Genomic DNA, 13,627 nt, shown 5'->3' with positions numbered 1-13,627 from the left:
AGATAAAAATAGTCTTATACATCACCTAGAGAATTGCCTCTCAATAGCATGTAAAAATCGTTATCGAGCGCTTTAGGCGTTATGTGTAAATCATTGACAGGAAGAAGTTGAGCATGCTACGAATCAAACTAACAGCCATTGAAATGGAGCATCATTGACGATGGAAATTTCTCATATCTTGGAAGACCTCGCTTACGACGAAGGGACACTTCCCAGAGAAGCTATAGAAGCTGCTATCGTCAAACATACGCAAATTACTCCCTATCTACTTCAGATTCTTGAAGACGCTACGGAACGCGTACCAGAATTAATCAACGATGGTAGTTACCAAGGGCATCTCTATGCTATGTATTTACTAGCACAGTTTCGAGAAAGCCGAGCTCTTCCATTAATCATCAAACTTTTTTCCTATACTGATGATACACCCCACGCAATTGCTGGTGATGTTCTTACCGAAGATCTTCCAAGAATTCTTGCTAGTGTGTGTGACGATGAATCTTTGATTAAAGAGCTTATAGAAACTCCTAGGATCAATCCTTACGTAAAAGCTGCAGGAATTTCTAGCCTTGTACATCTTGTAGGAACAAAAAAGATCTCTAGAGATACAACTATTCGTTATTTTGGAGAATTGCTAAATTATAGATTAGAAAAAAGTCCTTCTTTTGCTTGGGACAGTCTCATAGCTGCTATATGTGCATTGTATCCCGGGGAATTATTCTATCCAATTAGCAAAGCTTTTAATGCCGGTCTCGTAGATGTAACTTTCATCAGCATGGAAGACGTAACGAACATTATAAATGAAGAAACTATTGAGTCCTGTCTTCAAGAACTTCTATCCTCACCAGAACTCATTAACGACACCCTAGAAGAAATGGAAAAATGGCTCGAAGATTTTCCTATAGAGCCTTAACCCCAAGGGATTTTCCAACAGACCATAACGCAAAGAGGTCCCAAGTGAATAAACAAAAACGTTTCCTATCTCTTTTATTCCTCACTCTCGTACTCTTAGGTATATGGTTTTGCCCTCACCCGGAAGCGATAAACCCTAATGCTTGGCATCTATTCGCTGTATTTACAACGACAATTTTAGGAATTATTCTACAGCCAGTGCCTATGGGAGCCATAGTCATTATTGGGATTTCCACACTTTTACTTACCCAAACCTTAACCCTAGAACAAGGGTTGTCGGGATTTCATAATCCAATAGCCTGGTTAGTCTTCTTATCCTTTTCCATAGCGAAAGGTATTATTAAAACAGGGCTTGGAGAACGTGTTGCTTATTTTTTCGTCAGCATTTTAGGAAAAAATCCTTTAGGATTAAGCTATGGTTTAGTAATCACGGATTTCCTGCTAGCCCCTGCGATTCCCAGTGTAACAGCACGTTCCGGAGGTATTCTCTATCCTGTAGTTATGGGATTATCAGAATCATTTGGAAGCTCTGCAGAAAAAGGTACAGAAAGCCTAATTGGATCCTTTTTAATTAAAGTTGCATACCAAAGTTCTGTAATTACTAGTGCCATGTTTCTTACAGCCATGGCCGGTAATCCTCTAGTAGCAGCTCTAGCAAGTAATGCTGGAGTCGCTCTAACTTGGGCAACATGGGCAAAAGCTGCGGTAATTCCTGGATTACTTAGCTTAGTGCTTATGCCTATAGTACTTTATAAGCTCTATCCACCAACAATTAGTTCCTGTGAAGAAGCAATCCGCACAGCAAAATTACGTCTTAAAGAAATGGGACCTTTGAAAAAAGGTGAGAAAATCATCTTAATGATTTTCATTCTTCTTGTTGTTTTATGGACATTTGGAGACTTATTAAGAATCTCAGCAACAACAGCAGCCCTAATCGGTTTATCCCTACTCATCCTTACGAATATTTTAGATTGGCATAAAGATGTTATGGCCAATACTACTGCATGGGAAACTTTTATTTGGTTCGGTGCTCTAATTATGATGGCATCATTCCTGAATCAACTCGGTTTTATTCCTCTAATTGGTGATTCTGTAGCTGCAGGAGTTGCAGGATTATCTTGGAAAGTAGGCTTCCTAATCCTCTTCCTTATGTACTTTTACTCGCACTATCTATTTGCAAGTAATACAGCACATATCGGAGCAATGTTCCCAGTATTCTTAGCAGTTTCTATATCATTAGGAACAAACCCAATTTTTGCCTGCCTAGTACTTGCTTTTTCAAGTAACTTATTCGGGGGGCTCACGCACTATGGTTCAGGACCCGCTCCCCTCTATTTTGGCTCCCAACTTGTTTCGGTCAAAGATTGGTGGAGATCTGGTTTTGTGCTCAGCATTGTAAATATCGTCATTTGGATCGGTATTGGCAGCTTGTGGTGGAAAATTCTCGGTCTTATCTAAACTGAATATTCCTTAACAACGAGATAAATAAACCTTCTAAAAGAAGGTTTTCTCGTTGTCGATAAAGAAAAACACAACTAACTTACGAAAATAACCGTATCCATTAATTGTTATGCATCCAAACTTTAGCGATCTCAATGGTGTAGTTATTCCAGGCACACCCCCTTTGCCTAGAGAACTACAAAAATTCCCCTCTTTGATTCCCACCAACGATCTACGTTTTTCTCCTAAATTTGATGCTGATGTGGCTAAACTTTTCCCTAATACTTATGACAGCCCCTATTTAAAATTCACCTCAGGAACTGTACCACCTATATATCCATTAAAAGTTGGTGTGATGCTGTCTGGAGGACCTGCTCCCGGTGGGCATAATGTCATTTGGGGATTATTACATAGTTTAAAAAAAATCCATCCAGATAGCTCCCTAATAGGATTTCTAAATAACGGTCAGGGTATTCTTAACAACAACACGGTAGAGATTACCGAAGAATTTATGGAATGCTTTAGAAATTCTGGAGGTTTTAACTGTATAGGAACAGGGAGAACGAATATCATCACCGAAGAAAATAAAGCTGCGTGTTTAAAAACAGTGCAAGCTTTAGATCTTGATGGTTTAGTAATTATTGGTGGGGATGGCTCGAATACAGCAACCGCGATTCTTGCAGAATATTTTTCTCAGCATCACCCTAAAACGTGTGTTGTAGGGGTTCCTAAAACTATTGATGGAGATCTCCAACATTTATTTTTAGACCTTACTTTCGGATTTGATTCAGCAACAAAGTTTTATTCTTCAATCATTAGTAATATCTCCAGGGATACACTATCTTGCAAAGCACATTATCATTTTATAAAGCTTATGGGCCGATCAGCATCCCATATTGCTTTAGAATGTACCCTACAAACCCATCCAAATATCACGCTTATTGGCGAAGAAATCGCAGAAAAGAATGTTCCCTTAAAAACGATCATTCATAAGGTATGTTCTATCATTGCTGATAGAGCCGCTATGGGAAAATATTACGGAATTATTCTTATTCCTGAGGGCATTATCGAGTTTATTCCTGAGATTAATAATCTTGTTAAAGAAATAGAAAGAATCCCCGAAGATATGGATAAATTCTCATCATTATCTCGAGAATCTCAAAAATTATTAAAAAGCTTCCCTGAAGCCATTGCCAATCAACTTCTCAATGATAGAGATGCTCACGGAAATGTCTACGTATCTAAAATTAGTGTAGATAAGCTTCTCATCCATCTTGTAGACAATCATTTAAAAAAACATTTCAAAAATGTTCCCTTTAATGCGATCTCACATTTTCTAGGTTACGAAGGAAGATCCTGTTTACCCACAAAATTCGATAATACTTACAGTTATGCTCTAGGTTATGGTGCAGGAGTTCTAACATTTAACCGCTGTAATGGTTATCTCACAGTTATTGAGTCTCTAATCAATATAGTGGATAAATGGCGGCTACGTGCCATGCCTATTGTGAAAATGTTTACAACAAAGAAAAAATCAGACAGAACCATAAAACCCCTAATAAAAAAGAGCTTGATAGATATAAGTAGCCCAGCTTTCCTTAAGTTTAAGCTATATAGAAAAATCTGGGCTCTTGAAGATTCCTATCGCTTTTTAGGACCCCTACAAATCGATACACCACCAAACGCACATTCCGATCATTTTCCTCCGCTGACCCTACTCCTCAATCATAATGAATGGCAAAAAAGATGCTCAATCTGTATGGAAATTCCTGACTGTGATTACTAATCTCATTATTCCTACGTCCTTAAAATTAGAAAATAAGAAGCGGAGTTTCTTCTCGACGAATTCTTTTTAAAAAATTAAATTAACATTGTGAAAGCCTCCACAAACTTAGGAGAAATATAACCGAATGAGCACTACATGCCACAAACATGAACAACGCCATGTTATAAAATTTAATATTCTCAATAACATCACAACTTTTGGTGTTCTTCATACACCTTTGCAGGCTTGTGCTCCCTACCCATTGGTGATTACTCTTCATGGATTAGCCTCAAGTAAAATTGGCTCCAAACGCACTCATGTGCAGCTTGCTGAAAAACTCACAGAACATGGTATCGCTGTTTTACGTGTTGATCTTCCTGGACACGGTGATGCCGAGGGTTCCCTATACGACTTCTCATTTAGTGATTATATCACTAGTGCAAATGAGATTGTTTCCCATGGTTATGGCTTAAATAATATCGATACGAAAAATATTGCCGTTTTTGGCTCTTCATTAGGAGCAACATTAGCTTTATTAAATATGCCTACTCTACAATATGTAAAAAGCCTTGCTGTATGGGCACCAACAATTCAAGGTGCTATATGGCTACAGGAAGCTATCAATATTCCTAATAATCTTATCGCTCATGCTCCATCCTCTGAAGATATTCTCTATGCAGGGATGCCAATAAACAAAACATTTTGTTCACAATTCATTGAAATGGATGTGACTAAAGAAGTTCCTAAATTTTCTGATTCTCTATCTATACTACATATGCAAGGAGAAGATGATACAACTGTATCTCTGCACCATCAGAAACTCTTTGCCAAGGCTATGAGTCATAAACCGAATCTTTGTGAGATCCGTACATATCCAAATACAGGACATCATATTCCTCGGTCTTGCTCTATGTTACTAGAACTTGTACAATGGTTAAAACATCAACTTATTCCCTAGGAACTACCTATGGAGCTTCTCTCTGTAAATAAAAGTTACTTTGAATTGCAACGCTTGCACTATCGTCCAGAAACTCTAAGTTTTTTAAACGGTATCACATCGCTACATATTATAGATTCTACAGAGCCTCCATCTATCCCTAAAGATCTTCAAGAATATATTCCTAATTTATGTTCTATTCCTGAAGTAACTATAGAAAAAGGAGAAACCTCACCTTCACGACCATTAAAGATTGGTGTTTTACTTTCTGGAGGTCAGGCACCTGGAGGCCATAACGTAGTTATAGGACTCTTTGAAGGCTTACGGGCCTTCAATCCTAAAACAAAGCTCTATGGGTTTATCCAAGGCCCTTTGGGATTAACGCGTGGATTGTACAAAGATCTCGATATTTCTGTAATTTATGATTATTACAATGTTGGTGGTTTTGACATGCTCTCTTCCAGTAAAGAGAAAATCAAAACCAAGGAACAAAAAAGCACAATTCTCACTAATGTGAAAAAGCTTAAGCTTGATGGTTTACTCATTATAGGAGGAAATGATTCTAATACTGACACTGCAATGCTCGCTGAGTATTTCCTTAAGCATAACTGCAATATTCCTATTATAGGAGTGCCTAAAACTATTGATGGAGATCTTAAAAATTTCTGGATTGAAACACCATTAGGCTTTCATACTTCTTGCCGCATCTATTCAGAAATGATCGGAAATTTAGAAAAAGACACTTTATCTATAAAAAAGTATCATCACTTTGTCCGTCTCATGGGACAAAAAGCTTCCTATACAACTTTAGAATGTGGTTTGCAGACCTTACCTAATGTTACTCTCATTAGCGAACATATCGCTATGAGAAAGATTTCCCTACAAAAACTTAGCGAACATATCGCTATGGGCTTAGTAAACCGTTACAGGTCGGGGAAAAATTATAGTACGATACTTATTCCTGAAGGCTTGATCGAACATGTATTTGACACAAGAAAGCTGATTAATGAATTGAATGTCTTATTGTTAGACAACAATCTGAATTTAGATAATATAAATAAAAAGCTTTCTCCAGAATCCCTGAAGACATTTTCTTCTCTACCTACAGAAATTGCTCATCAATTACTCATTGCTAGAGATTCTTATGGAAACGTACGTGTATCTAAAATTGCCACCGAAGAACTCTTAGCCGCATTAATAAAAAAGGAAATCCAGAAAATAGAACCAAGCATGGAATTCCAACCTGTAAACCACTTTTTTGGCTATGAATCTCGAGCAGGATTTCCTTCAAATTTTGATGCAAATTATGGACTAGCCTTGGGCATTATTTCCGCTCTTTTTCTCGTTAGACAACGGACTGGTTATATGGTAACCATCAATAACCTGGCTCGTTCCTATAGTGAATGGATTGGTGGAGCTACGCCCCTATATAAAATGATGCAATTGGAACATCGCTTAGGAGAAGATACTCCGGTAATTAAAACTGATTCTGTAAATCCTAATGCTCCAGAAGTACAATATTTACTAAATCAAAGTGATACATGCTTAATGAAAGATCTTTATTGTTTCCCTGGACCGCTGCAGTACTTTGGAGAGGAACGTTTAGTAGATCAAAGGCCACTAACATTATTATGGGAATAGAAAGTAGAGGAGAAAAATAAGCACCTTTTAAGGCAACATAGCTGGCTACTTCAAAAAAACTACTCTCTAAAAAGATGCTTATAGAAGAAAAATAGCGGTAGTCGGACTTGAACCAACGACTCGCAGATTATGATTCTGCTGCTCTAACCATCTGAGCTATACCGCCACACTAGATGGTAAAATTAATAGCGGGAGAAGGATTCGAACCTCCGACCTTTGGGTTATGAGCCCAACGAGATGACCACTACTCTATCCCGCGATAAGTAAAAGACTTTAGCAAAGTTCTATATTTTTACACAAGGGATATATCTCTTAAAAGATTCCCAGGTACAATCAAAAGCCGCTCTTTCTTCATGCAAGAACGTATTCCCCTTCTGAATATAGGCAACTCTTTCTTCAGGGTGATCAAGTAAAGAGGTTATCACCTCTAACATGTCTTTCTTTTCTAAACAGCAACCAGCTCCTATCGATAATAGACGTGTGGCTAAATCTGATTGAGATTTAATATAGGGGCCAAAAATTAATGGGACACCGCATTGCAGAGGTTCTAAAAGATTATGTCCCCCTATCCTATCATCAAATGTACCACCGACAAAAGCAAGATCGGCAGCAAAATATAGTTGTTTTAACCAACCTATAGCATCGACAATAATCGCATCATTGTTATCAAATGTAGCTTCCAAGCTCCATAATCCATAAGAAATATTTTCTTTTACTAAGAGACTTTCTAATTCTTTAGTTCTCTCGATATGACGAGGCACCCAAAGCACTTTGAGATTTCTATGACGAAGTTGACGAATTACAGGAATCCAAGCATCAACATCCTTAGGATGTGTCGAACCTAAAACAAGCAATTCTGCATCGTGAGATATTTGAAGCTTCTCTCTCCAATAACTCCGTTTGTTATTTTCAGACGAAGTTTCCGTATAGGTTTTAATATTTCCTGTGACTGTTATCTTCTTCTCATCGACACCAAGACGTAAAAAACGCGCTTTATGTTGATCGTCTTGAAGTAAAAATCCATCTATAGGAGAAAAATAGTTCCTACCAAACCGTTTTAAAACTGTGAACCATTTACAAGAGTTTGCGGAAAGCTTGCCATTAATTACGATTGCTGTAGCTCCTACTTTCTTTGATTCTTCAAGAAAATTTAACCAGCAATCTCCTTCTGAAAATACAAGCAGAGATGGTGAAATAGCTCTAACGACAGGTTTAATAATCAAACTTAAATCTAAAGGCAAAATGAAGGTTGTAACTCCTATAGGCCCGAATAACCTTTCCGCATTCTCATATCCAGATTCAGTACAGGCAGTGACAACACAACGCCAATGGGGATAATCTTTCATGAACTTCTGTACAACAGGGACAAGAAGAGATACCTCACCTACAGAAGCGCCGTGAAACCAAACTACAGGACCTTCTCCAGGTAATTGAGGTTTCGTTAAACCAAAACGAATTTTTAATGCTTTCTTATATTTACCATGAACGAATCTTTTATAAAGAATTCTAGGAAGCGCTATTGTAAACGCCAAGATTAAAAAACAATCATATAGAAAAGTATGTAACTTAGTCAGTCGACGTTTAATCATAGAACAAAATTCACCAATCTATTAGGAACAAAAACTTCCTTTTTAATTTCTTTATCTTCTAGATATTTAGCGACAGCTTCTTTTGCTAAAGACAGAACATCTTCCTTAGAAATTGACTTATCGATATCTAAGCGTGCACGTAGCTTTCCGTTTACCTGTATTACAAATGTGACTGAAGTATCTTCCAAATATTTAAGATCTACTTTCGGCCACCCTGCGCTATCTATACCGGGAGCATAACCTAAGACTGTCCATAGCTCCTCACTAATGTGTGGGGCTATAGGAGCCAAAGTCTGCACAACCATAGCTAAGGCCGATTTAGGATAAATATCAAGCTTCATAAATTCATTTATGAATTCCATAAAAGAAGATGGAATAGTATTTAAAGACATTTTTTCAATATCTTCACTCACCCGGTGAACCAATCTATGTGCTAAAGCTATCCCTTTAGGATCATCAATATCTTGAACCAAAGACGATGTTGCCATTTCATAGAAACGATTGAGGAAGCGTCTGCAGCCAGAAACACCTTGATTACACCAAAGTTTATTTTTATCTAAAGGTCCAGAAAACATGGCGTACATACGCAATGCATCTGCACCAAATTCATCGATAAGGATTTGAGGATCTACTCCATTTAGCTTGGATTTAGACATCTTTTCTTGACGCACTTCTAGTTCTTCTCCGGAAGTACTTGTCCAAACACCATTATCTTCACGAGCATCTTCAGGACAAACGTAACCCTTACCAGGAATCCGATAAGAAGTTGCAAGAACTAAACCTTGATTTATTAGCTTTTTAAACGGCTCCGCAGTAGAAACCATACCAGATTCATAAAATACTCGATGCCAAAAACGTGAGTATAACAGGTGTAAAACCGCGTGTTCTGCCCCCCCAATATATAGATCTACGGGCATCCAGTATCTTTCATTTTCATTAGACCAAGGAGCTTGAGAATTATGTGCATCACAAAAACGTAGGTAATACCAACATGATCCTGCCCATTGTGGCATAGTATGCGTCTCACGTCTACCTAAGCGGTTAGTTTTTACATCATGAATATCCACCCACTCTTTTACTTTTGCCAAAGGTCCCTGACCAAAACCTTCAGGACGATAATCCTGCACTTCAGGAGGCAATAAAGGAAGCTCATCGTCTTCTAAAGGACGACAAGTGCCATCTTCAAAGTGAATAATAGGAATTGGTTCTCCCCAGTATCTTTGTCGGGAAAACAACCAATCACGCAACTTATAAGCAACTTTAGCTTCCCCTAAATTTTTCTTTTGCAAATAAGCAATTATGTAGTCTTTAGCTTCTTGATCTCTAAGCCCATCTAAATGAAAGTCTCCGTGGTTACTATGAACACAATATCCATCTTGATCAAGAACCTCACAAATAGGTAACGAGAAGGTTTCAGCAAATTCTCTATCTCTTTCGTCATGGGCAGGAACCCCCATAACCACACCAGAGCCATAACCCAAAATCACATAATCTGAAATCCAAATAGGAATATCTGCTCCAGTTACAGGATGTTTAGCGTATGTTCCTGTAAATACGCCACTTTTTACCTTAGTCTCACTTATACGATCTCTTTCACTTTTACTTTGAGCAGAACGAATATAGCCCTCTACAGCTTCACGACGATTCTCAGAAATTAATTGATTAACCTCAGGATGCTCTGGAGCAATTACTAAAAATGATACACCGCATATGGTGTCGGGACGCGTTGTAAATACTTCTAAAAAGTTTTGGTTACTCACTTCAAAACGAACAAGAGCTCCTTCGGACTTCCCTATCCAATTTCTCTGAAGCTGCTTAACATTTTCTGGCCAATCAAGATCTTCTAAACCCTCTAAAAGCTGATCTGCATAAGCTGTAATACGTAAAATCCATTGGCGCAACATTCTGCGCTCTACAGGATACCCTCCTTCTACAGATAAACCATTTTCCACTTCTTCATTAGATAGAACTGTCCCTAGCTCTGGACAATAATTAACTGCCATATCTGCCATATAGGCAAGACCCTTTTCATAAAGAAAAAGAAATAATTTTTGTGTCCAACGATAATAATCCGGATCACTAGTGGCAAACTCCCTACCCTCATCATAAGAGAATCCCATAGCAGAAAGCTGCTTTCTAAAATTTTCTATATTCTTCTGTGTGGTTTCTCTGGGATGTGTACCCGTCCTAACAGCGTACTGTTCTGCAGGCAATCCAAAACTATCCCAACCCATAGGATGTAAAACTGAATATCCCATAGCTCTTTTATACCGGGCTACAATATCTGTAGCGGTATAACCTATCAAATGGCCAACATGTAATCCTGCTCCGGAAGGATAAGGAAACATATCTAATACATAATATTTTGGTTTATCGCTGGCCTCATCCGCCTTGAAGCTTCTGTGCTCCTTCCAAAATTCCTGCCATTTTTTTTCTATTAAACTGGGATCGTACCGCATAATATCCTGACAAAGAGATCTTTTTAAAATAAAATAAAGGCTAGTGTATCGTTCACTTGATGAAAAGACAAGTATCTTCTATTTAGGGGTCCTAAAAGATTAAAAATTTTTATAAAAAACAACTTATGTTATAGTTTTGGCCCGCTTTTCCTTTACGCCCCATTGACAAAAAAAATATAAAACCCTATTTTAATTATCTTTTAGTTAGGTTGTCTTCCATGTTAGTTAAAATGCGTAAATTATCCGCATTTATTTCTTTGTTTTTCATAATAGCAAATGCATCATACGCCGAAGCCGTAAAAATCCCTGGTTTCCCAGAAATTCCCGACACCCTACTTATTATCAATAAAACAAAGACTCCGAAAAATGAAATCTGTCGAGCAGTCAATATACAAAGTGGTGAGCATAATCTTGTAGGGACCCTACACTTACCGACAACTCCAATGCCAAAAGACGGTTACCCTATGGTTATCCTATTTCATGGGTTCCGAGGCAGCACAGTCGGAGGATTAACAGGATCTTATAGAAAAATCGCACGCTCTTTAGCTCAAGAAGGAATTGCTAGTGTACGCTTCGATATGGCCGGATGTGGCAACAGCGAAGGTATCGCTACCGAAGTACCTATTAGAACCTACTTAAGAAATGGTGAAGATATTCTTTATACTGTAATACAGTATCCTGAAATCAATCCGCATAGATTGGGTATTGCTGGTTTCTCCCTGGGCTGCCATACAGCGTTTCATTTAGCAAGTTTTTACAGCCCTAATCAGTTTCAGATTCGCGCCATAAGTATTTGGGCACCGGTTGCAGATGGAGCTATTCTATTTAAAGAAATGTATGAAGCTGTAAAAAACAACACAAATATTGTGGGTAATCTTGGAAAAGATTTCGGATTTGGCCCAGCTCCTCTAGTAGTATGTGAAGAGGATGTAAAAGATTTTCTTTCTCTTCAAGATCATATTGTTTTAAATTCTCTACCCGTGAGAATACCTATTTTACATTTACAAGGTCTTGAGGATAATTTAGTTTCATTAACTCAACGGGATTTATTTAAAAATACCGCTCCGGGAAATACGGAATTTAAAACCTATGAAAATACTGACCATAATCTGGGTTCATCTCCACATTTAGCAGTCATTATTAGCGATATTGTCGAGTATTTTCAATCCATTTTATAAACGTATACGATCTAATATGTGTATCTAAAAATACTTCTCAGGAAGAAACGGGTTAACAAGCTTTTTCAAATCATTACCTGCTTGATTCATCTGACCCTTTTCCTTATACTAGGTTTATTCGTGTCTTCTACTTATAGAGATCGATATGACAGATGTGTTAGTCATAGGTGCAAACCCCACGGGTCTCATTTTAGCAAACATGCTAATTCAGCATGGCATTCTTGCAAAAGTTATAGACCATCGAGATTCTCCAGATGATCCCAGTTTTATAGACTGTAGGGAATTGCCTGTTATTTTATCCTGTTCTTCTCTAGAACTTCTAGATAATGCGGGTCTATTAGATAATTTCATAGAAAAGGGTCATAAACTCTTTGGCGCCCGTTATCACTGGAAGAAACGCACCGTTTTGTTTAAATTTAGCCAAGCATCGGAATCACGTTTCCCTTTTGCTTTATCGACCTCTTATCAAGAACTAACCAAGCACCTTATCCATAAGTTTGAAGAACAAGGGGGAGCTATACATTGGGGTACACGTCCGGTTACTCTAGTAGATAACAGCATTTTTATTGAAAGTACTAAGACATCACAAAATTTCGAGAATCGAGAAATTTATAATCCTAAGTGGGTAATTGCTGCTGAAGCTGACGTCGATCCTGATATTCGAGATCTCTTTAAAACTCAGTTAAAACTACGCAAACAATCAAAAGAAGTTCTTTTTGTTCACTGTGATGAAGGCGAACCCTTTGAAGAAAGCCATGTTCATCTTGTGCCCAGCTCAAAAAGTTTCTTAAATTTTGTCTTTTATAATCATGAGAAAGGATCCAAGCAGCTTTGCTTAACAAATACTCCCTATCCTCTATCAGTTAAACACAAGCAAAAGCTTCTCTATAATTATAATCTTGCTGTTGCGGATGAACATTATCATGTAAAATCTGTTTTCCATCAGTATCCTACGGACTACAGCAATTTCTTGTTTGTTGGGAATCTAGCCAATAACTTGAATTTCTCTTATCTTACAGGAATAAATTCAAATATCCATGCTGCCTTTAACTTAACATGGAAGCTTATTCCTGTTGTAAAAAAGGCTGCTTCAAAATACCTCATAACAGCTAAAGAAAATGAAAGTGGGAATATTCTTCCCCATCTTAGTGAGAAAAGACAGAGACGCGCTAAAAATCTATTGTTTTCCAATCTTTATGCACCAGCCCTTATGTATTATTTCTTAAAGGGCTGCCGTCAATTGGATGTTTCCGGAGGAGAATACTACTATCCTCCCCACAAGGCATTGAAATATCAAAATAGTGATATTATTAAAATGTCTTCTCAAGATAAAGAAGTCCTTGGACCCGGTCCTGGAATGCGTGCTATTAATGCGCAGCTTGAAAACGGGAGTTATTTATTAGATGGTTTGAAGAGTACGAAGCATCTTCTGATCTTCTTTAAAGAACGTAATGACCTAGAACAGGCTCTCAAAGAAGAGTACGGGGAATGGTTAGAAGTAATTGTTACCAAAGATCAAAAAATTTCTAATCTTTATCATGCAAATCCGGATTCATTATTTATTATCCGTCCCGATTGCTATATCGGTTATAGAACACATAAGTTCAAATTACACGAGCTTATTTCCTATCTATTGCGGATATTTGCCGCTGAGAAAATAGATTAAGAGAATACTGTATCTGAAAATTTCTGGCTTTCCAGGTACAGTA

At 37.7% G+C, this 13,627-nt stretch carries 9 protein-coding genes and 2 tRNA genes; 7 read left to right on the top strand and 4 right to left on the bottom strand.

Going from position 1 to position 13,627, the window contains the following annotated elements; all coding sequences use genetic code 11:
- Positions 1-154 precede the first annotated feature (154 nt).
- The 5 genes from O1W70_RS05160 (at position 155) to O1W70_RS05140 (ending at position 6,692) form a co-directional block, all read left to right on the top strand.
- Positions 155-910 (top strand): DUF1186 domain-containing protein, encoded by a 756-nt coding sequence (locus O1W70_RS05160; RefSeq protein ID WP_332381488.1) that lies wholly within the window; start codon positions 155-157, stop codon positions 908-910.
- A gap of 44 nt (positions 911-954) precedes the next feature.
- Entirely contained in the window at positions 955-2,367 is a 1,413-nt protein-coding gene (locus O1W70_RS05155; RefSeq protein WP_332381489.1) for an anion permease, read from the top strand.
- 112 nt (positions 2,368-2,479) lie between these two features.
- Entirely contained in the window at positions 2,480-4,135 is a 1,656-nt protein-coding gene (locus O1W70_RS05150; RefSeq protein ID WP_332381490.1) for a diphosphate--fructose-6-phosphate 1-phosphotransferase, read from the top strand.
- A 124-nt stretch (positions 4,136-4,259) separates the two neighbouring features.
- The gene (locus tag O1W70_RS05145) at positions 4,260-5,072 is read left to right on the top strand and encodes an alpha/beta hydrolase (protein ID WP_332381491.1); all 813 of its coding nucleotides are present in this window, start codon (positions 4,260-4,262) and stop codon (positions 5,070-5,072) included.
- A gap of 9 nt (positions 5,073-5,081) precedes the next feature.
- Positions 5,082-6,692, top strand: coding sequence for a diphosphate--fructose-6-phosphate 1-phosphotransferase (locus tag O1W70_RS05140; protein ID WP_332381492.1), 1,611 nt, complete (start codon positions 5,082-5,084; stop codon positions 6,690-6,692).
- A 92-nt stretch (positions 6,693-6,784) separates the two neighbouring features.
- Here O1W70_RS05140 and O1W70_RS05135 read toward each other — a convergent pair.
- The 4 genes from O1W70_RS05135 to leuS form a co-directional block, all read right to left on the bottom strand.
- Positions 6,785-6,858 (bottom strand) — tRNA-Met (locus O1W70_RS05135).
- 20 nt (positions 6,859-6,878) lie between these two features.
- Positions 6,879-6,951 (bottom strand) — tRNA-Met (locus O1W70_RS05130).
- A 25-nt stretch (positions 6,952-6,976) separates the two neighbouring features.
- Positions 6,977-8,281, bottom strand: a complete 1,305-nt coding sequence (gene waaA, locus O1W70_RS05125; RefSeq protein ID WP_332381493.1) for a lipid IV(A) 3-deoxy-D-manno-octulosonic acid transferase — start codon at positions 8,279-8,281, stop codon at positions 6,977-6,979.
- Entirely contained in the window at positions 8,278-10,740 is a 2,463-nt protein-coding gene (gene leuS, locus O1W70_RS05120) for a leucine--tRNA ligase (RefSeq protein WP_332381494.1), read from the bottom strand. The genes waaA and leuS overlap by 4 nt, the downstream gene beginning before the upstream one ends.
- 230 nt (positions 10,741-10,970) lie before the next feature.
- On the opposite strand from leuS, the gene O1W70_RS05115 reads away from it, so the two are divergent.
- Together O1W70_RS05115 and O1W70_RS05110 are read left to right on the top strand one after the other, a co-directional pair.
- Positions 10,971-11,918, top strand: coding sequence for an alpha/beta hydrolase (locus tag O1W70_RS05115; RefSeq protein WP_332381681.1), 948 nt, complete (start codon positions 10,971-10,973; stop codon positions 11,916-11,918).
- 145 nt (positions 11,919-12,063) lie between these two features.
- Positions 12,064-13,584, top strand: coding sequence for an FAD-dependent monooxygenase (locus O1W70_RS05110; protein ID WP_332381495.1), 1,521 nt, complete (start codon positions 12,064-12,066; stop codon positions 13,582-13,584).
- Positions 13,585-13,627: the final 43 nt, after the last annotated feature.

It is taken from the genome of Chlamydia sp. 16-02, from assembly GCF_042235055.1.
GTDB lineage: Bacteria > Chlamydiota > Chlamydiia > Chlamydiales > Chlamydiaceae > Chlamydia.
This window is presented reverse-complemented; position numbering and strand designations above follow the sequence as displayed.

Coding starts and splice junctions, on each gene's coding strand:
- O1W70_RS05150 (WP_332381490.1), top strand. CDS start 2,480: ATGCATCCAAACTTTAGCGATCTCAATGGTGTAGTTATTCCAGGCACA.
- O1W70_RS05115 (WP_332381681.1), top strand. CDS start 10,971: ATGCGTAAATTATCCGCATTTATTTCTTTGTTTTTCATAATAGCAAAT.
- leuS (WP_332381494.1), bottom strand. CDS start 10,740: ATGCGGTACGATCCCAGTTTAATAGAAAAAAAATGGCAGGAATTTTGG.
- O1W70_RS05140 (WP_332381492.1), top strand. CDS start 5,082: ATGGAGCTTCTCTCTGTAAATAAAAGTTACTTTGAATTGCAACGCTTG.
- O1W70_RS05110 (WP_332381495.1), top strand. CDS start 12,064: ATGACAGATGTGTTAGTCATAGGTGCAAACCCCACGGGTCTCATTTTA.
- waaA (WP_332381493.1), bottom strand. CDS start 8,281: ATGATTAAACGTCGACTGACTAAGTTACATACTTTTCTATATGATTGT.
- O1W70_RS05145 (WP_332381491.1), top strand. CDS start 4,260: ATGAGCACTACATGCCACAAACATGAACAACGCCATGTTATAAAATTT.